This window comes from Shewanella sp. FeAMO, from assembly GCF_053653955.1.
The window spans coordinates 3,917,290-3,938,326 of the sequence record NZ_CM132201.1 but is presented as its reverse complement, the minus strand read 5'-3'; the positions used below and the strand labels follow the sequence as shown (position 1 = coordinate 3,938,326).

Annotated in this window: 12 protein-coding genes and 1 riboswitch; of the genes, 7 read left to right on the top strand and 5 right to left on the bottom strand. The window is 53.6% G+C overall.

Features of this window, described 5'->3' with window-relative positions:
• Positions 1–326 precede the first annotated feature (326 nt).
• A riboswitch (glycine riboswitch) is annotated at positions 327–427 on the top strand.
• 117 nt (positions 428–544) lie between these two features.
• Positions 545–1,912, top strand: a complete 1,368-nt coding sequence (locus ACWAU4_RS17745) for an alanine/glycine:cation symporter family protein (RefSeq protein ID WP_167716532.1) — start codon at positions 545–547, stop codon at positions 1,910–1,912.
• On the opposite strand, the gene ACWAU4_RS17740 is transcribed toward ACWAU4_RS17745, so the two are convergent.
• Positions 1,897–2,805: a LysR substrate-binding domain-containing protein gene (locus ACWAU4_RS17740; RefSeq protein WP_167716534.1), complete on the bottom strand. Its 909-nt coding sequence runs from the start codon at positions 2,803–2,805 to the stop codon at positions 1,897–1,899. The two genes, ACWAU4_RS17745 and ACWAU4_RS17740, sit on opposite strands and share 16 nt — an antisense overlap.
• 90 nt (positions 2,806–2,895) lie before the next feature.
• On the opposite strand from ACWAU4_RS17740, the gene ACWAU4_RS17735 reads away from it, so the two are divergent.
• From ACWAU4_RS17735 to ACWAU4_RS17725, 3 genes are all read left to right on the top strand, one after another.
• Positions 2,896–3,045, top strand: coding sequence for a hypothetical protein (locus ACWAU4_RS17735; RefSeq protein ID WP_157823005.1), 150 nt, complete (start codon positions 2,896–2,898; stop codon positions 3,043–3,045).
• Positions 3,046–3,294: 249 nt separating this feature from the next.
• Positions 3,295–8,598: a PAS domain S-box protein gene (locus ACWAU4_RS17730; RefSeq protein ID WP_208125061.1), complete on the top strand. Its 5,304-nt coding sequence runs from the start codon at positions 3,295–3,297 to the stop codon at positions 8,596–8,598.
• Between the two features lie 88 nt (positions 8,599–8,686).
• Positions 8,687–9,718, top strand: coding sequence for a response regulator (locus tag ACWAU4_RS17725; protein WP_208125060.1), 1,032 nt, complete (start codon positions 8,687–8,689; stop codon positions 9,716–9,718).
• Between the two features lie 58 nt (positions 9,719–9,776).
• Here ACWAU4_RS17725 and ygfZ read toward each other — a convergent pair whose 3' ends face one another.
• A complete protein-coding gene (gene ygfZ / locus ACWAU4_RS17720) occupies positions 9,777–10,739 on the bottom strand; it encodes a tRNA-modifying protein YgfZ (protein WP_107353119.1) in 963 nt (320 codons plus the stop codon).
• Between the two features lie 108 nt (positions 10,740–10,847).
• Positions 10,848–12,077, bottom strand: coding sequence for a phosphoglycerate dehydrogenase (serA, locus tag ACWAU4_RS17715; RefSeq protein ID WP_028779409.1), 1,230 nt, complete (start codon positions 12,075–12,077; stop codon positions 10,848–10,850).
• A gap of 158 nt (positions 12,078–12,235) precedes the next feature.
• On the opposite strand from serA, the gene ACWAU4_RS17710 reads away from it, so the two are divergent.
• Together ACWAU4_RS17710 and ACWAU4_RS17705 are read left to right on the top strand one after the other, a co-directional pair.
• Positions 12,236–12,841, top strand: a complete 606-nt coding sequence (locus ACWAU4_RS17710; protein WP_025890161.1) for a DUF2238 domain-containing protein — start codon at positions 12,236–12,238, stop codon at positions 12,839–12,841.
• A gap of 211 nt (positions 12,842–13,052) precedes the next feature.
• Positions 13,053–13,718 (top strand): helix-turn-helix transcriptional regulator, encoded by a 666-nt coding sequence (locus tag ACWAU4_RS17705; RefSeq protein ID WP_025008979.1) that lies wholly within the window; start codon positions 13,053–13,055, stop codon positions 13,716–13,718.
• Between the two features lie 2,174 nt (positions 13,719–15,892).
• Here the strand turns inward: ACWAU4_RS17705 and ACWAU4_RS17700 are convergent.
• The gene (locus tag ACWAU4_RS17700; RefSeq protein ID WP_028779407.1) at positions 15,893–17,329 is read right to left on the bottom strand and encodes a curlin; all 1,437 of its coding nucleotides are present in this window, start codon (positions 17,327–17,329) and stop codon (positions 15,893–15,895) included.
• Between the two features lie 18 nt (positions 17,330–17,347).
• Complete coding sequence (locus tag ACWAU4_RS17695; protein ID WP_144167788.1) at positions 17,348–17,776, bottom strand: curlin; 429 nt, start codon at positions 17,774–17,776, stop codon at positions 17,348–17,350.
• Between the two features lie 411 nt (positions 17,777–18,187).
• Between ACWAU4_RS17695 and ACWAU4_RS17690 the strand changes: the two genes are divergently transcribed.
• A complete protein-coding gene (locus ACWAU4_RS17690; RefSeq protein WP_208125059.1) occupies positions 18,188–20,689 on the top strand; it encodes a S8 family serine peptidase in 2,502 nt (833 codons plus the stop codon).
• Positions 20,690–21,037 lie beyond the last annotated feature (348 nt).

Sequence of the window (21,037 nt, the reverse complement as noted above, 5' to 3'; positions counted from 1 at the left end):
TACAGCATAACAAGTTTTTTCAATCGGTGAACTCGACTTTCAGCTGTTGTTACCGCGTAAACCGAACCTGGTTCGGTCGCTCGGGGTGTAGGCCAAGGTCAAATTTTTTGCAGCAAACAGGGCGCGAGTCGGCTTTGCCCCTTGAGCCGGGGGCCATTTAGGCGCAAACTGTGCCACCTGCCACAAATAACGTGGCAATCCGTTCGGATGAAGGTAGCAGGAGAGTGGGGAATCGCCCCCACACCGACGAGGCAATTTCCACCGGTTAACCCGGTTGGAGGTACTCTTTCAGGTGCCGGTCAGCATTGACGGCGTGGACTGTTACTGGACGAGCCTCTGGAGAGACCGGGCATGCCCCGGCGCCGAAGGCGAAAGTGCCGGCTTAGGCCGGCGCGAAACGCTCAGGCAAAAGGACAGAGGAGAGGATGATTGCACCGCCTTGCCTCTGGTGATCTTTCGCTTTTGGCCTCTGCTGCCGCGGTTTCGCAGCCATTTCTTTTCCTCCTCCGTTTATTAATTTAGGTGTTTAATAACTGAGGAATCTATGGATTTTCATACACTTCTTACCCAGATAAACGCTATTGTCTGGGGACCTGCCACCTTGCTCTTGTTGGTGGGAACCGGTATTTATCTGAGCTTCAGGTTGGGATTCATTCAACTGTTGCGTCTGCCGCTGGCGCTGCAGTTGCTGTTCAAACCCGCCAATGGCAAGGGGGAACTCTCCTCTTTTGCCGCTCTTTGTACCGCGTTGTCGGCCACCATAGGCACGGGCAATATTGTCGGGGTGGCTACTGCCATCAAACTCGGTGGCCCCGGCGCCCTGTTCTGGATGTGGATTGCCGCCTTGTTTGGCATGGCCACCAAGTATGCCGAGTGTCTATTGGCACTTAAGTTTCGCACCACAGATCGCCACGGTAACATCGCCGGTGGCCCCATGTACTACATAGAAAAAGGCCTGGGGCTCGGCTGGCTGGCCAAGCTGTTTGCGGTTTTCGGTGTCGGTGTCGCTTTTTTCGGTATCGGGACTTTTGCCCAGGTCAATGCGATTTCCGAAGCCCTGACCATCGCCTTTGATGTGCCAGCCTGGATCACGGCCGTGGTGCTGACCTCGTTGGTGGCTGCCGTGACCTTAGGGGGTGTTAAACGGATTGCGGCTGTGGCGCAAAAGTTGGTGCCCACTATGGCCATAGGCTATGTGGTTGCCTGTCTTTGGGTGCTGCTGAGCGCCAGTGAGGCGATTCCGGATGCGATAGTGCTGGTGTTGCATTCCGCCTTCAATCCAGTGGCGGCTGGCGGTGGCTTTTTGGGGGCCGGTATCGCCCTAGCGATTCAAACCGGGATTGCTCGCGGAGTGTTCTCCAACGAGTCGGGTTTGGGCAGTGCCCCGATAGCGGCGGCGGCCGCCAAAACCAAGGAGCCGGTTGAGCAGGGACTGGTGAGCATGACGGGCACCTTCTTCGATACCATTATCATCTGCACCATGACGGGCTTGGTGCTTATTCTTACCGGTGTCTGGAATGGCGATACCGCCGGGGCCGGCATGACCAGTGCTGCTTTTTCCAGTGCCACCACGCCGCTGATTGGCCAGTATTTGGTGACTGTGGCGCTGGTGTGTTTCGCCTTTACCACCATTCTTGGCTGGAACTATTATGGCGATCGCTGCTGGAGCTATCTCACCAAGGGCCGCTGGATCCCGCTCTATCGCTGGTTGTTTCTTGGGCTTATTGCCTCGGGCGCCTTTATCACGCTGGATCTCATCTGGCTGCTCGCCGACATAGTCAATGGCTTGATGGCGATACCCAATCTGATTGCCATTATAGGTCTGCGCCACCTGGTGCTGGCAGAAACCCGCAGTTATTTTCAGCGTCTGCGCGGCTGCGGTGATGAGGCTCTGCCTCAGGCCGATGCCTGAGTCTTGAGCGAAGCAATCAAGGCCAGCAACCAGTCTTCAAACCGTCTTATCCTGGCCAGTTTGGGTGAGGCGGCGTGATACAAGAGGTGATAGCGGATCCCACCCGGTAGCACTTGCGGCAGAGGCGCCGTGAGCGTACCGGCGCGGATATATTGCTGGGCCATCAGGCGGGAGCCTAAAAACACCCCGTGGCCTGACAGCGCCGTGCTCAGTGCCATATCCAGATTGGCGACCCGCACCCAATTGAGTGCCTGGGTATCCGGCGTGATACCTGCCGCCGCAAACCAGGCCAGCCAATCCTGTCCCGGCTTGTCGTCGGCATCAATAAGCCAGCATTGGCTCAGTTGCGAGGCTTGGGTGAGTGCTTGCTCCTGTGCAAGTTGGCTGGAACACAGGGGCACAGTGTCATCGTCGAACAGGTGACGACAGTAAAGCTCACCCGCGTCAATGTCACCAAAACGTATCCCGATATCCATCTCTGTGTGTTGGAGATCTTCCAGCTGACTCGAGGCCCAGACCCTGACCTTGATTTCCGGATGCAGCCGATTGAACTGCCCAAGATTCGGCAGCAGGATCAAGGAGGCAAAGGACTGAGTTGTCGTGATGTTGAGCTCTCCTGGAACCCCCTGACATTGTATCTCTTGCCAGCAGGAGCCGATGGAGCCGAATGCCGCCGTCAGGGTATCGGCCAGCTGCTGAGCACGGCTGGTGGGCTGCATGCTGCGACCGCGGCGAATAAAGAGTTTGATCCCCAGGTGAGCCTCCAGCAAGCGTAGCTGTTGGCTGACCGCCGCTTGGGTGATATGCAACTCTTCTGCGGCTTGGGTGTAGCTCTTGTGCCGCGCCGCCGCTTCCAGGCAGCGCAGTCCCTTGAAGTGATCTAAGTGTTCCATAAGCTGTACTTATTTTAATGGTAAGAAATCATCGTTGGTTTTACGGTGGGCACCGCGGCAGAATGCATTTGGTCACCACAGGAGCTCGCCATGAATTCAGCCACTCAAAAACCTTGTTTAAACCCAGATAGTAGAGATTCTACTGCCAATAGCAAGCCGCATGGAAAGGGGCGCTTTCAGCGTTGGCTTGCAGCTATTGGCCGTTCTCTTTCCCTGCAACACAAGAGTTTATTTAAATAATTCCAGCTTATCTTTTTCTGTGTGTTTTATGTCAGTTGGCTGCAGCTGACTTTTTTGTGAAATTTGCTCCGCTTCACTTGTTTAACCGCATGGCTAATGCTTAAATAACAAGGTTAATTTTTGACCTTTAATCAGTTAGTTGACTTCAGTCGCCTGATGTACTTCGGCATTGATTGCCCAAGAGAGTGTGTCTGACAATAGGACTTTGCAGTTGCAGAGTCGCAAGGAAATCGTCAGAGAGGCAGAGCTATGCCGGATACCGCGACACTCAGAACTTTTCGCAGCCGTATTCTGTTGCAGATAGCCATTCCCTTAATCAGCATCATGACTGTGATTTCGGGGGTTACCGGCTGGTATAACTATCAGGAAGAAGAGAAAGCCTTCTTTGCCGACTTGGCTGAAAAGGCAGACTTCGCCGCTAAAAGGCTCGAGTTTGAGCTGTCTTTGGCACAAAGGGATAGCCAGACACTGGCATACAGCCTGGGGAATCTGGAGTCTTTTGAACGTCTGCAACAAGCGGACAATCTCTATCAGTTGCTCAGGGACAGATTGCAGCGCAACCCCAACTTTTACGGCAGCGCCATCGCCTTTCAGCCCGGGTTTCTGCCCGGGCAAAAACGCTTTGCTCCCTATGCCTTTCGTCAGGACCTGTCGATTGTCACCATGGACATAGGCCAGGAAGCCTATGACTACACCAGTGGCGAGTGGGACTGGTGGACCGAAGCACTCAAACATGCCGAAGGCTACTGGACGGCCCCCTATTTTGATGAAGGTGCCGGCAATGCACTGATGATCACCTTCTCGCAACCCTTTGGCAGCGAAGGGGCGCCGCTGGGCGTGGTTACCACAGATCTGGCACTTTCCAGCCTGCCGATACGTTTGGGGATAGATCCCAAAAAGCTGTTGGTATTGGACAACCAGGGTCGGCTCATCTATCACCCGGACAATAATCTTACCCGCAACGCCAAATTGGAAGACTGGCTGGCCAATACCGCCGCCGGCAAGGAAGCGGCGCAGCATATCTATGCCGCCGACACCCCCGAGGTGGCCCTGAGCGATCTCAACGGCGTGCAGTACCTTGCCAGTGTCGCCAGGGTTGCGCCACTGGAGTGGCGGGTGTTGGTGATCACGCCGCAAAAGCAGTTGCTGCGTTCTTTCCTGCAGGATTTCAGCTCCTTGACGCTCAACCTGTTGCTGCTGGCTATGATACTGCTGATCACCAGTTACTGGAGCGCCAAGCGTCTCACCCAGCCTCTGGAGCAGTTGGAAGCCGGGATAGTGGACTTCAGCAAGGGGTTGATCAAACGCTTGCAAAAACCCGAAGGCGTGGTGCGGGAGATTGCTACTCTCAGCAATAAATTCAATGAGATGGCTGAAATTCTCGAAGAGAGGGAACAGGCGCTGCTCGACTCCCGTGGCAACAGGTTTGCCAAGCTTATCGACGGCATGAGTGACAAGTCCTTCTACTGCTCCATGGATCCCAACGGCGCCATAGTACAGGCGAGCGAAGGGGTGAAGAAGGTCTTGGGTATCACTCCTGAAGTGCTCAGGCGTAAGTATCAGCGGCTGTTTTCCAGCAACAGTATCAACGAAGCCAACTGGCAGTATATGGAACAGGCGCTGGCCGGCGAGTCGGTGCCGCCGCATCAGGTGGAGTTGGCCGATGCCGAAGGTGGCTTGAGGCGTTTGGATCTGTTTATGCAGCCTCAGCTTGATGATGAAGGCAAGCTGATTTCGGTGGAGATGCTGTTTAATGATGTCACCGAGCAGTTTTCCGCCGCGGCCTGGTCCAACGCCGTGCTGGAGGCGGCGCCGGAGGCGATGCTTATCGTCGATGAAGGCGGCATGCTGGTGTTCTCCAACAGCCGTTGTCAGGAGCTGTTCGGTTATGCCGCCGAGGAGATGCTCAAACTCAATATCGACCAACTGTTGCCGGAAGTGGACCGGCTGGAACACGCAGCCAAGCGCCATGCCTTCGTGACCGACGGCAAGGATCGCATGATGGCCAAGGGCAAGGCGCTGCAGGCACTCAAGTGCGATGGTTCCCAGTTCCCGGTGCAGATAGGTTTGAGCCTGTTGCCGGCCGATCACAAGGGCAAACGTCAGGTGGCGGCATCGATTCGGGATCTGACCGAGCAACTGGCGGTAGAGCGTAAAATTCGCGAGAGCGAGAGCCGTTTTCGTGGGCTGGTATCCAACATCCCCGGCGCCGTTTATCGTACCCGGGTCGATGAACAGTGGACCATGGAATATGTCAGCGACAATATCACTGAGATAAGCGGCTATCCGGCCTGGCATTTCATCGACAGCAAGAAGCGCAGTTATGGTTCCCTGGTCATAGATGAAGACAAACAGCTGTGTATCGACACCATCAACTCGGCCCTGGCCGAGCAGCAAGCCTTCGATGTCGAGTACCGTATTCGCCATCGGGATGGCAGTGTGCGTTGGATCCATGAAAAGGGTAAGGCCAGCTATGATGAAGACGGTAACCCGCTGTGGTTCGATGGCAGCCTCAATGACATCACCGACAGCAAGCTGGCTCAAGAGAAGATGGAGCAGTCACGGGAGCAACTGGAAACCATCACAGAGTCTGTGCCCAGCACTGTGTATCAACTGTTTTGGCAAAGCCCGCAGCAACGCAGATTCACTTTCCTTTCCAGTGCAGCCATCGCCACTCTTGGCCACCACAAGAATGAGGTGATGGCCGATTTTGATCTGGTGGCCGAGCGGATCGTTGCCGAAGACAGGGGCAGCATTATTCGCCTGCTTTCAGGTGAGAGTGGACTGCAATGGATTAAAGAGTTCCGCTACCGGCATCCTTCCGGTGAGGTGCGTTGGCTAGAGGCCGGTGCCAAGGGCAGTAAACAGCAGGATGGCATGCTCTGGAACGGTTATCTTACCGATATCAGCGGCCGTAAGGAGATGGAAACCGAGCTGGCCCAGAGTGAGGCCCACTTCCGGGCCCTGTTTGATAACGCAGGTATAGGCATAGTCAACCTGGACGATCGCGGCACCATAATGGATTGCAATGGCCAGTTCTGCAGTGACATGGGCATGAGTGCCGAGCAGCTCAAACGTCGCTCGTTTGCCGACTTGATGGCGCCGGAAGACAGAAGCAATGCCAGCGAGCTGTACGAGCGCTTGAAGCGAAGTGACGATCACAGTGTCAGCGGCGAGTGGCGCCTGCTCAGTGCCTCCGGCGAGCCGATGTGGATGGCAATCAACGCCTCCGAGCTTGAAGAGGAAGAGGGCCGTGAACGTTCTGTGGTTATGAGTATCGCCAACATTACCCGCCTCAAGCTGTTGTCCAACGAACTGATGGCTGCCAAGGAAGATGCCGATGCCGCCAACAAGGCCAAGAGTGACTTCCTTGCCAATATGTCCCATGAGATCCGCACCCCGATGAACGCCATTATCGGCATGTCTCAGCTGTGCCTGCAGACACAGTTGGATCGCAAACAGCGTAACTATGTGGAAAAAATTGAACGGGCTTCGCAATCCTTGCTGGGGATCATCAATGACATTCTCGACTTCTCCAAGATTGAGGCCGGCAAACTGGATATCGAAGTAGTGCCGTTCCAGCTCGACAGTATTTTGGAAGATCTCGGGGATATGTTCTCTGAGCGAGCCGCCGACAAACAATTGGAGCTGCTGTTTGCCGTGGCCCCCAGCGTACCCAGCCACCTGGAAGGGGACCCACTGCGTCTCGGTCAGGTGCTTATTAACCTGATGAACAACGCCATCAAATTCACCGAACGGGGTGAAGTGATGCTGTCGATAAGTGAGCTCAGCCGCGAGCAGGATGAAGTGATCCTAAGATTTGCAGTGCGCGACAGTGGCATAGGTCTGACGGCCGAGCAGCAAGCCAGATTATTCAAGTCTTTCAGCCAGGCAGATACCTCGACCACACGTAAATACGGCGGTACCGGGCTTGGGCTGGCGATTTCCAAACAGCTGGTAGAACTGATGGGCGGTGAAATCGGCGTCGAGAGCCAGTTTGGCAACGGCAGTTGTTTCTTCTTCACTGTGCGGCTCAAGGTTGCGGAAAACGACAAGCTGAATGTAGAGCAGGAACTGGAGGGCATGCCCATTCTGGTGGTCGATGACAACGGTACCGCCAGAGATATATTGCGCACCACGCTCGAGAGCATGGGCTTTACCGTCGACTGTGCCCGCAGCGGCATGGAGGCACTGGATAAGGTGAAGCGCAAGTCCTACAAGATGGCCTTGATAGACTGGAAGATGCCTGAGATGGACGGCATGGAAACCGCGCGGCAGATACTACAGGTAAAAGAGCCGCCGCTGATCCTCATGGTGTCGGCCCACGCCAACAGTGACTTTATCGAACAGTTGGAGCAACTCGGGATCAACGGCTATATCACCAAGCCGGTCAGTGCCTCCAGGCTGCTAGACGGCATTATGCTGGCTCTTGGGCGTCAGGGCCATATTCCTGTCAGGCGCAAGGCGTTGGATCTCGAATCCCTGCAACTGGCAGCTCTTGCCGGCAAACGTGTGTTGCTGGTGGAAGACAACGAGATGAATCAGGAGGTGGCGACCGAGTTTCTCGAACAGGTGGGCATAGACTTGTCCATTGCCGAGAATGGCCAGATAGCGCTGGAGAAGTTGGCGCAGCAGCAGTTTGATCTTGTGCTGATGGACTGCCAGATGCCTGTGATGGATGGATATCAGGCCACAGAGGCACTGCGCAAGATACCAGGGCTTGAGCAGTTACCTGTGGTTGCCATGACGGCCAACGCCATGGCCGGTGACAAGGAGATGTGTCTGCGAGCGGGCATGAATGACCACATCGCCAAGCCGATAGAAGTCAGCCTCTTGTATCAGGTGTTGTTGCAGTATCTGGGAGGTGGACAAGTCCCGGCCGCTGCAGGGAGCAATGACGCTGGTATGGCCGATGGTGATGCTCCTGAGAATCTGGTGAGCTGGCCGGAACACGAGAGCCTGGATATAGATCGCGGACTGCAGCTGGTCCAGCATTCAGAGCGCCTCTATCGGCGCATCTTTGAGCGTTTCCTCGGTAGTCAGGGCAATGTCGGCAAACGGATTCGCAAGGCGCTCAAGGAACAACAGCAGGAAGAAGCGGTCAGGGCGGCGCATACCCTTAAGGGGCTGGCAGGTAACCTCTGCTCCGAGCCTTTGGTGGAAGAGGCCAGGCAATTGGAGGCCAAGTTGGCGGCCGGTGAAGAATGTGAGCAAGAGTTGTTGGCGGTGGAAACCCGGGTTGCAGCCATTGTCGAAGCCATTGCGGACTGGATGGGGGATAAACCACAAAGCGATCCTCTGGCGGAAGGTGATGCCGCCGAGGAGATTGACCCCGAGGCGCTTAAAACCGCCCTGGAGCAACTGCTGCAGAGTCTGGAAGACGCCGATGCCGAAGCCGTTGTTCAACTGGAAGCATTGAGCCGCAGGGTGAGCAAGCCTCTGTGGCAGCGCCTGAAACCTGTCAGCAGCATGGTCGGCAGCTATCAGTTTGATGATGCCGCCGATCTTATCCGCGAGCTGCAGCAGGAGCTGAACGAGACCGAGCAGGCCTGACTATACTCATTAGGGGATATTCGCGCCGCCGGTAAAGCGCTGTGGCGCTGAAATAGGATGTGGGGCTCGTAACAAGAGGGAGATTGAGATGGAAAAAGCCACTGTACTGGTGGTGGACGATACACCGGAGAACATAGATATTCTGGTGGGGATCCTCGGCGATAACTATAAGCTCAAGGTGGCGATAGATGGCCCAAGAGCGCTGGCATTGGCGCAGAAGAGCCCTCCGGATCTGATCCTCCTGGATGTGATGATGCCGGGCATGAATGGCTATGAAGTTTGTAAGCGTCTCAAGCAGGAACCCATGACCAGCCATATCCCGGTGATCTTTGTCACCGCTCTCTCTGAGGTGGCCGATGAGACCCAGGGCTTTGATTTGGGGGCTGTCGACTACATCACCAAGCCTGTCAGTGCCCCGATAGTCAGAGCCAGGGTACGTAACCACTTGGCCCTCTATGATCAGAAGCGTTTGCTGGAACAACAGGTGCGCGAACGTACCCGCGAGCTGGAACAGACCCGCTTCGAGATCATCCGTCGCCTGGGCCGTGCCGCTGAATACAAGGATAACGAGACCGGCTTACACGTTATTCGCATGAGCCACTATGCCAGGCTTCTGGCACAACAGGCCAAGCTGCCGGACAACTTCTGTGAGCTGCTTTACAATGCGGCGCCCATGCATGATATCGGCAAGATAGGTACTCCGGACGCTGTGCTGAAAAAACCGGGGAAACTGGACGCCGAAGAGTGGCGAATCATGCAGCAACACGCCGAAATCGGTGCCGAGATTATCGGTGAGCACCCGGATCCTCTGTTGCAGATGTCCCGGCGCATTGCGCTGACTCACCACGAGAAGTGGGATGGCTCAGGTTATCCCAATGGCTTGAAAGGCAATGATATTCCCATTGAGGGGCGAATCGTCGCCATTGCCGATGTTTTCGATGCCTTGACGTCGATTCGACCATACAAGAAGGCCTGGAGCATAGAAGATACCATGGCGTTACTGGAGTCTGAGGCGGGGAAACACTTCGACCCTGAACTGGTGGAACTGTTCAAACAGATACTGCCCCAGGTGATAGAGGTGCGTGATACTCACATGGAAACTGAGTCCGGCACTGAATAGCGACAAACTGCGGATAAAAATAAAGGCGCCGACGGCGCCTTTATTGGGTCATTCATTGTTACTCCTGCTCTTCCAGAGAGTAGGGCAGAGGCAGTACCGTCAGTTCGCTGTTTTCATCATCGGCGATGCGGAATTTGGCGCCGACTTCTGTGTCATTGGCCAGCACTGCGGTCAGCAACAACTCGCCATTTCGTTGTACGGCTTCAATAATGCTGCCGCCCTTACGAAAACCTTCATCCAGCGCCATCTCCAGCGAGGTTTCCGGGGTGACATCGACAGTGGCTTTACCCTTGAGAATATAGAGGGCTCGCTTGTTGCCGCCGCGATACTTCATTCTGGCCACGGTTTCCTGGCCCATGTAGCAGCCCTTGGTGAAGCTGATGCCGTTGATGGCCTGCAGGTTGCACATTTGCGGTACAAATTGGCCCATGTGTGATGCCGGCAGGTTAGGGTAGGCGGCAAGGATTTCCAGCTCTTGCCAGGCACTGGCATCGACTGGAGGCTGCTGGCACAAGGCATCGGCCCGGGCCTTGGGTAGAACCAGAATAAAGCGCTCGCCGTCCTGTAGTACCGCACCGTCATCGACAGCACTTACTTGCTGCTCTGGACTGAAGCCCGGGAACTGCTCTGCCAGCCAAGTGGCAGCCTTGGCGCCGGCTACACCCAAGAGACTGTAATCGTCGCTGACATCGACCAGTTCGGCCTTACTGAACACAGCGTACTTCTTCAGTTGCGGCAAGTCGGCAGCCAGGGTATCCCTTGGCATCATCAATATCAGGGCATCACCCAGGGCAAAGGTTCTGAAACTTGAAAGCATTTTGCCTTTGGGATCGCAGTGAGCGCCCCAACGCCACTGCTCGGCCGTGAGAGAGCTGATATCCGTGGTGACCTGACCATGGATAAAGCTGCGGCCCTGTTCACCGGTAACGGCAAGCAGACCCAAGTGAGAGAGGCGGGAAATAAGCAGATCCGGAATGCCGGCATCCAGTGGCCAATCGGGCTGAGAAACGCAAATGCTCATAACAAGATCCTGAGATTGAAGGCATTAAGAGATCTGCGATTGTAGCGGATTTGACAGAAATAAACAGGGCGCCGATAGCAATATGGCGCCCTGTGAAAGCCTCAAAAATCAGAACAGCAGTCTGGTACGGATAGTACCTTCGATAGACTTGAGTTCTGTCAGTGCTTCTTCAGCCTGGGTGGTATCTACCTCCATCACCACATAACCTATGGTGGCCGTGGTTTGCAGATACTGGGCTGAAATGTTGATGCCTTTTTCCGAGAACGCCTGGTTAATCTTGATCAGAATACCGGGGCGGTTATGGTGAATATGCAGCAGGCGGGAGGCATCTTTATGCTGCGGCAGCGATACTTCCGGGAAGTTGACTGCCGACAGGGTAGAGCCGTTGTCTGAGTATTTGGCCAGCTTGCCGGCAACCTCAATACCTATGTTTTCCTGGGCTTCTTCTGTGCTGCCGCCTATGTGGGGGGTCAGTAACACATTGTCCAGACCGCGCAGCGGGCTTTGGAATTCGTCAGTATTGGACTTGGGCTCAACCGGGAACACGTCGATGGCGGCACCAGCCAACTGTTGCTCCTTGAGGGCTACCGCCAGGGCGTCGATATCCACCACAGTGCCGCGGGAAGCATTGATCAGTATGCTGCCTTTGCGCATCATCGCCAGTTCGGCCTGGGCAATCATCTCTTTGGTTTGTGGTGTTTCAGGCACATGCAGGCTGACCACATCGGCTTGAGACAGTAACTGCTCCATGGAATGTACCTGCTGGGCGTTACCCAGCGGCAGCTTATCTTCGATATCGAAGAAGATCACTTTCATCCCCAAGGTTTCGGCGAGGATCCCCAGTTGGGTACCGATATGGCCATAACCTATGACCCCCAGGGTCTTGCCACGGGCTTCGAAGCTGCCATTGGCGCTCTTGAGCCAGCCACCACGATGGGCCAGGGCGTTGCGCTGCGGAATACCGCGCAGCAGCATGATGATTTCACCGAGTACCAGTTCGGCCACGCTGCGGGTATTGGAGAAGGGCGCATTGAACACAGGAATACCCAGTTGCTCGGCAGCCTTGAGGTCGACCTGGTTGGTGCCGATACAGAAACATCCTATGGCAACCAGCTTTTCCGCCTGTTGTAATACTTCTTGGGTCAGTTGGGTACGGGAGCGGATTCCGACGAAATGGGCATCTTTGATCGACTGCTGCAGCTCTGAGCCGGAGAGTGATGCCTTGTGATACTCGATATTGGTATAGCCAGCCCTTTCCAGCACATCGACGGCTGATTGGTGGACGCCTTCCAACAACAGGATTTTAATTTTATCCTTGTCCAGCGAGTGTTTCGCCATGATATAGGTACCCTCTTGATTATTAACTAATGTACGTATGCTATGATGCTTTCGCCCATGCCCAATCAAAGTAGCACTTTTTTCAGGTGAAGTGGAGGGCTAGATGGCTAAAGTATTTTTTCCTAATTGAGAACAATCACTGGCATAAGGAAAGTGGCTTGAAAAACACAATTATCTGGCTGGTCATTTATTTTGTGGTACTTATCTGGTCGGCGATAGCGCCTAAAGATGATTTCACTTGGTGGCTGGAGGCGCTGCCTGGGATGCTGGCGCTGCCGATACTGTTTTTTACCCGCAAACGTTTTCCGCTGACTCCGCTGCTTTATGGCCTGATCTTGGTGCATTGCCTGATACTGTTTGTCGGCGCCCACTACACCTATGCCGAGGTGCCACTGTTCGATACTTTAGCGCAGTGGATGGGCTCTGAGCGTAACAACTACGATAAACTGGGTCATTTGGCCCAAGGATTTATCCCGGCAATGATTGCCAGGGAGATACTGCTGCGTAATCAAGCAGTGAAACCTGGTGCCTGGTGTGCTTTTCTGGTCAGTTGTTTTGCCTTGGCCTTGTCGGCTTTCTATGAACTGATTGAATGGTGGGTTGCCGCGGCTACAGGTACAGGTGCCGAGGCCTTTCTCGGCACCCAGGGCTATGTCTGGGATACCCAGTCGGATATGCTGATGGCTCTTATCGGTGCCATCGCCGCCTTGCTGGTTTTATCCTCATTTCATGACCGCCAGTTGCAGCGTCTTGGTGCCGATTGACAGGTCGGGACAGAGAGAGCCATATACAGTCTTTACAATATTTCATCTGGCAATGCGACTAAAGATTGTTAGAATCATACTTTATGGTGATGAAAACCGGACACTATCTGGTCAGAATCATCTGATACTTTTTGTGTAAGCTCACGGAAAGTGATTAAGGAAGCTATCCCTTTAGGGATATGAGCGAGACTTTTCAGGGAGAAGAGTAAATATGAGTAGTATCAATGAGTTGGTTTTTATAAACCAGATAGCCGCCCCTTGTCATTTGGCCATACTGGCCGAGTCCATTGGTCTTAAGACCCGTATAGTACGCCACCCGGAACAGTTGGATCCGCAGAAGAGCGATAGTACTTTCTATCTAATTTCTCAGAAGGGGTCGGCGCTGGACAATAAGGGCATTCCTCTGCTGGCCAGCCGTCTGGTCTCTCATGTTCCTGTCGCCCTCTATCAAGTTGCCAGAGGTTCACTGGATCAGGAATCGGCTATGTTGCTGGGGATCCGCGGGGTACTTTATTCAGATCAGCGCATCGATCTTATGCTTACTGGCCTGCGCAAGATGGTGGCCGATGAGCTCTGGTACGACAGAACCCTTATCAGCAAGATGTTCCGTAAGCTGGTCAAGACCTTGGACACTGGCAATGAGATGTCGGCCGATACGGTTTCCATGCTGCAGATGTTGACCCGGCGTGAACGTACCATTATTCAGCTGGTTTCCAGTGGTGCCAGGAATAAAGAGATAGCCCAACGTCTGTGTATCAGTGAGCATACGGTCAAGGCGCATATTTCATCGATTTTCCGCAAGACTCAATCTCGTAATCGAGTCGAATTGTTGCGTTGGGCCCAGACCTATCAGAGTCACTTCGATCTCATCAGTTGATTTGTCGCTAGATCCAGCCTGAACTTGGCCCCGAATGGGGCTTGTTTATGCTTTGATGGCTTTTATGTAAGCCAAGTCAGTGGAAAATTCCTGTCAGAGTGCGGCAATCGCCGCTGCTTTGTGTTTTTTTGCGCGTCGGGAATGGCTTTCAGCCAAAGCCATGATAGCCGTTGTGCCAGCGACCTGAAGTCGCGGGGCAAATGAGTCGATGCACAAGGGCCAATTCACCATCCCTGGCTCGCGTTCGAAAGCATGTTGCTGCGCAACTCTCGCCGAGTCACAGGAGCGCCTGTGCATAAGCCTGCGGCAGGCAATGGGAGACCGTCCGTCGCTGGAAGCCCTGCCAATACTAATTAGTAACTTTTAGTTAGAAGCCATGATAGCCGCTGTGCCAGCGGCCTAAAGTCGTGGTGTAAATGCCTCCATGCACAAGGGCCAGTTCGCCATTCCTGGCTCTCGCTCGCAGCCAGTCGCTGCGCGACACTCGCCAAACCACACCGGACAAGGGGCTTTGCTTGTCCAAAGCCCCTTGCATCCCCAAGGACACCCCGACGTAGCCGAAATCCCCGCTGGCTTATGAAGCAAATTGGCTACACTCAGGACTCGCCAAATGCATCCATGCATAAGGGCCAGCTCGCCTTCCTTGGCTCGCGCTCATGAACTTGTCGCTTCGCAACATTCGCCTTGATCGACCTTCGAGCCTCGACCTCCCTGTCTCGGCTACGCCAATTTACAACAACGCCGGCGGCGGCTCCGAAGGGGGAATTGGTGCAATCATAGCTTTGCTAGAAATTGCTTATATACCTACAGACATACGCCTATTTTCCAGGCACAGGCGGAACTGTGACCGTCGAAAACAGGGCCGAATTTTGTTCCTGACAAATTCGGCATTTCCTACGTCCATGTAGGTCAGATGTTTTCGTCGAGGCTACAAGGACGTATTCACGCCGTGTCACAGGATCGCCTGTGCGAGAGGCCGTTTTCGGACGTCCTGTCCTTCACGGCATTCGGGCTTCCTGCCCATCCGCACCGCAGGTGATGGGCTGTAACTTAGCTGGCAGCTAAAACCAGGTTTATTAGTGAGATTTGGTTCAAAGCCATGATAGACGCTGTGCCAGCGGCCTAAAGTCGTGGTGTAAATGCCTCCATGCACAAGGGCCAGTTCGCCATTCCTGGCTCTCGCTCGCAGCCAGTCGCTGCGCGACACTCGCCAAACCACACCGGACAAGGGGCTTTGCTTGTCCAAAGCCCCTTGCATCCCCAAGGGCACCCCGACGTAGCCGAAATCCCCGCTGGCTTATGAAGCAAATTGGCTACACTCAGGACTCGCCAAATGCATCCATGCATAAGGGCCAGCTCGCCTTCCTTGGCTCGCGCTCATGAACTTGTCGCTTCGCAACATTCGCCCTGCTCGACCTTCGAGCCTCGACCTCCCTGTCTCGGCTACGCCAATTTACAACAACGCCAGCGGCGGCTCCGAAGGGGGAATTGGTGTAATTCTGTTAGCACTGAGTAGCTTGAAACATCTGAAGTGTCTGCAGACATACACCTCATTTTCAGGCACAGGCGGAACTGTGACCGTCGAAAACAAGGATGTTTTCGTCGAGGCTACAGGGACGTATTCACGCCGTGTCACAGGATCGCCTGTGCGAGAGGCCGTTTTCGGACGTCCTGTCCTTCACGGCATTCGGGCTTCCTGCCCATCCGCACCGCAGGTGATGGGCTGTAACTTAGCTGGCAGCTAAAACCAGGTTTATTAGTGATATTTGGTTCAAAGCCATGATAGCCGCTGTGCCAGCGGCCTAAAGTCGTGGTGTAAATGCCTCCATGCACAACGGCCAGTTCGCCATCCAAGGCTCGCGCTCGAAAGCATGTTGCTGGCGCAACTCTCGCCATGTCACAGAATCGCCTGTGCATAAGCCTGCGGCAGGCAATGGGAGACGTCCGTCGCTGGAAGCCCTATCAATGTTATTTGGCTATATTGAACTGAAAGCCATGTTAGCCGTTGTGCCAGCGGCGAATACTCGCCTTGCTATTCGATGCTTATGGTATGGGGTTCCCAGGAAACCGCTGGAACCATAAGTTTTCAAGCCATAATGACTCACGCTCAGTTGGCAATTGGACAAACAAAAAGGGAGCCAAGAGGCTCCCTTTCGCATAAAGTACCAGAGTGATTAGTTCTGGATAACAGTGGCAACGTTGTAGTCGCCGCTTTGGGTTACGCTGATAGCGTTGCTGGTACCGGCCTGAGAACCGACAACCAGGTTTTCGTTACCGCTTTGGGTGATCATCAGGCTGTTACCTGTACCAACTACGGCGAAGGCGCCACCGTCAACACCGCTCACCCAGTTGTTGTCGCCGCTTTGAACGATTTGAGCCAGGTTGTCATCACCCAGGATCAGCAGGTCTACCAGGTTGAGGTCACCGCTTTGAGTGGTTTCGATATCGGCATTGTCATAGCCAACAACAGTGACCAGAGCTTCGTTGGCGCTGCCATCTTGCTCCATATCAACTTCGTTGTTCTCACCTTCCAGCTCGGCATAGGCAAAGTTTTCAGTGCCTTCCTGATGGATTTCGATCTGGTTGTCTTCACCTGTGGCGAATGCAACCAGCTCGTTGTAATCGCCCTGTGAAGTCAGGTCCATGCTGTTGTCAGTGCCATAGGCGGCGGCAGTAGCGAAGTTGGTGCTGCCATCCTGCTCCAGGTCGATGTTGTTGTCGTCACCCCAGATTTGGAATTCAACGCCGTTGGTGTCGCCTTCCTGCTGGATATCGACTACGTTGTCGCTACCTTGAATATCGGCAACCAGCAGATCGCCTACCGCGTTGCCATCACCTTTCTGGTAGATTTCAACGTCGTTGTCATCACCTGTGGTGAATTCGAGTACTGCGGTGTTGGCAGTGCCGGTTTGCATCATTTCGATGTTGTTTTCAGAGCCGGACAGGGCGTAAACAAAACCAGTGTTCAGATCGCCTGCCTGATCGATTTCGATGCTGTTGTTATCACCGGCAACGCCACGCACGCCACCTATGTTGCTGTTGCCTTCCTGCAGCACGGTCACAGAGTTACCGTTACCTACGTTGGGGCTGAAATCAACGGCTATCATGCCGGCTTCGTTGTTGTTACCGTTTTGGCTGATATAGCCGGAGTTGTCGTTGCCGTTGACACGGAATACTGCGAAGTTGGTGTCACCGTTTTGGTTTACTTCGGCGCTGTTGTTGTCACCGATCAGCTCAACATTGGCTTCGTTGAAGAAACCGGATTGAGCGACAGTTGCAGTGTTGACGTTACCGTCTACATCGACGCTGGCCACGTGCCAGTCTTCATTCTGAGTCACTATAACTTTGTTTTCGTCGCCCTTGGAATCAACATAGGCTTCGTGCCAAACACCGTCTTGAACCACGGTGGCTTCCTGGGCAGAACCTTCCTGATTGATGACTGCCAGGTTCAGAATGCCGGTTTGCTCGGCATAGACTTCCTGACCTACAGTGCTGCGGCTCTGCTGGTTAACTGAGATTTCGTTGACACTGCCGGCGAAGGCTTGGGCACTCATACCCAGACCCGTTGTGATAGCCAGTGCAATCAGTGACTTTTTAGCTTGAGATTTCATTAAACGCTCCCTGTGTTTTTAATACTGCGTGATGCTGATAGTGGCAGCATCGGCAATTTGTTGTATCGAAAAATTGGCGCTGCCAAGCTGGTTGAGTTGCACCAGATTGTCATTGCCTATTTGAGTGATGTTTGCCTTATTGGCGTCACCCACCTGCATCATTTCAACCTGGTTATTGACCCCGAGTTGTACTACTTGTGCCTGATTCCCCAACCCGGCCTGGGTGAGGATGGCGCTGTTGTCAATTCCGGCTTGAACTATGATGGCTTGGTTGAAACTGCCTTGTTGCATCAGGTCGACCAAGTTGTCGCGACCCTGAGTTTCCAGCAGTGTCTGGAGGGTGACTGGCAACTCCTGTAGTGCATTTACCTGGCGCTCTGTCGCTGCTGTACCAAGACTGGTCAACAAAACGGCTGAACCAAACAGGATTTTTGCGAGTACCGACACCTAAGACTCCTTTTCGTACATATCCTTGATTGAACCAGAGTGGAACAAATCAGCAACAAAAGTTACGCGTATGGGACGGGTGCCGCAATCGGAGTTAAAGGCTATTTAGGCTTTAGTCGATATTGTCTGGGTTTGAAGGTTTGATTTTATTTAGTATATTGAAAAATAAGTTTTTATTTTTATTTTTCAGATGTTTTTAAGATTCAAAATACCTAACCCGTCTAGTATCAAAGTCGTATTTTTCAGTTTGCTACTTTCTCTCTTGTTTTCATTGCGGTAACAATCTATTTGCAATAAATAAACGCCGGATTTCACTCGCTGGCCATTGTTTGCCTGTCGTTTCAAGGAAGTGCCGCAGATGCAAGCCGTTCCGGATACCAAGGGATTATAAGGACTATAGGAAGCCCGAATATGTTGAAAAAATTCTCGCCATTGGCGGTGGCTGTCGCTGGTGTTATGGCGCTTGGCGCCGCTCCTGCAATGGCTAAAAACGAGATCCGTTACGCCAAGGACTCTATCCTGGTGGTTTACAAGGATAATGCCACCAAAGAGGAGCGCATCGCGGCTCAGCGTCTGGTTCGTGGCACTCTGCGTGATGCCAATGCCGATGGTATAGATGACAAATTTGCCCGCTTGCTCGATGGCCGTCTGGCCAAGCTGAATCTGCGTCAAGGCGCCGATATTGAACAGGCGATCAAGATGATCTCCAGCCACCCAGCGGTTAAATATGCTGAACCCAACTACATTCTGCGGGCCATAGGCATGCCGGATGATCCCCGTTTCCCTGAGCTCTGGGGCATGCACAACACTGGGCAAACCGGTGGTGTGGCTGACGCCGATATTGATGCTCCCGAAGCCTGGGATGTCACTACAGGCAGCTCGGATGTGATCATTGGGGTTATCGACACCGGGGTTGACTATAACCATCCGGACTTGCAGGCCAATATGTGGGTTAACCCGGGTGAAATTCCGGGTAACGGCATAGATGATGACGGCAACGGCGTGATTGATGATGTTCACGGTTTCAGCTCGGCCAACAATAATGGCGATCCCATGGACGGCAACGGCCATGGTACCCATGTATCCGGCACCATTGGTGCCAAGGGCAACAATGGTCTGGGTGTGGTCGGGGTTAACTGGGATGTGAAGATCATTGGTTGTCAGTTCCTGACCCCTGCCGGTACAGGTTCTACCGCGGATGCCATCGCCTGTATCGACTATATGACTGATCTCAAGGTGAATCACGGCGTTGATATCAAAGCAACGAACAACTCCTGGGGCGGCGGTGGTTTCAGCCAGGCGCTGAAGGACTCCATCGAAGCCGCCGGTGAAGCCGGTATTCTGTTCCTGGCTGCGGCCGGTAATGACACCAGTGACAATGATGTCAGCCCTCATTATCCGTCCAACTATGAATCGGACATAGTGATGTCTATCGCCAGTACCGATAGCTCGGATGGTATCTCCTGGTTCTCCAACTGGGGTGCTACCAGCGTAGACATGGCGGCGCCTGGCAGTGCCATTCTGTCAACGGTTCCAGGTGGTGGTTACGAGAGTTATTCGGGTACTTCCATGGCTACGCCTATGGTGACCGGGGTGGCGGCTCTGGTGTGGTCCATCAACCCGGATCTGACACCGCTTGAGATGAAAGAACTGTTGATGAATTCGGGTGATGCCAATGCGGCCATGACTGGCAAGAGTGTTGCCGGTACCCGTCTGAACGCGGCCAACGCGCTCGATCAAGCCAACCCAAGCCCAAGTTATCGCTTCAGCGTGACTCCGGCTGCCCGCACTATCGAAGCCGGTGAAAGCACCAGCTATGACTTCAGTGTCGGTAGTGTGGCCGGTTGGGATGGTAGTGTTGAGCTGAGTGTCAGTGTGGAGCCGGCTCTGGAAGGGGTATCTTTGTCTGCCGCCAGCGTGGGTGCCGGTGACAGCTTTACCCTGAACGTAGCCAGTACCGCCGAGACTCAGTGGGGCGATTACGCCATCACGGTATCGGGTAATGACGGCAGTATTGAAAAGAGCAGTGTGGTGAGCCTGGAAATCATCCCTCAAGGGCTGAATGACTTCCCATACAGCAATGATACCCCAGTGGCTATTGCCGATAACACCACAGTGACCAGCACCATTGAGATCGCCGATCCGCTGCAGATCTTTGGTGTCAATACCAACGTCAACATCAGCCACACCTGGATTGGTGATTTGACAGTGACCCTGACTTCGCCATCCGGCACCGAAGTGGTGCTGCATAATCGCGAAGGCAGCAGCAATGACGATATCGTCAAGAGCTGGGATCTGGGCGACTTCAACGGTGAAATTGCCCAAGGTACCTGGACTCTCAGCGTGACTGACCATGCCGGTGGTGATACAGGCACCCTGAACAACTGGGGTATGGTGATCACGGCGCTGGGTGAAGCCGGTCCTTCAGCACCTAATGCCGGCTTTGACTATCAAGCCGAAGGTTTGAGCGTCAGTTTCAGCAATAGCAGCTCTGATATCAATGATGATATCGCCGGCTACCACTGGGATTTCGGTGACGGCTCTGTCTCCAGCGAGGCAAACCCTCAACATGTGTATGCTGAGGCCGGTACCTACACAGTGACCCTGACAGCGACCGATGCCACCGAGCTCAGCGACAGTGTCAGCATGGAAGTGCAGGTATTTGCCCACAGCATCTCTGCCGATATCAGCCGCGCCCTCAAGTCCCGTCGTGGCAGCGCCATGGTCGATGTTAACTGGAATGGTGCCCTGGGTGATGAAGTGGCGATTTTCCGCGACGGTGAGCAGGTTGCGACCACCGCCAACGATGGCCAGTTCCGTGACCGCTTCAATACCGAAGCCAATAGCGTGACTTATCAGGTTTGTGAACTGGGAGCCGAGCTTTGCTCTGATCCTGTTGTTGCTCAATTCTGATAACCCAAATAGATGAAAGCGGCCATCCGGCCGCTTTTTTTATGGTCATATCGCGCAAAAATTAATTTTTGATGACGGGGAGAGATAATTAGTTTCGAGGTTTACTGATTATTTGATGTAAAAATATTTGTCTGTTTTATCGACCATATCATACGGCTTATTATATTTTATAGAAGACAGGCTTTATTTGTTGTCTAACTATTTATTTATTAAATAACAGCTTGGGTTGAAACAGGGTTTTCTGCTTTGTTCTCAGTTGAGAACATGGTGGTTAATTAATGATTTATATAGAATTTGCGTTCGGTATAACTGTTGCCTAAATGTGATTAAACCACTTCAATTGACCGT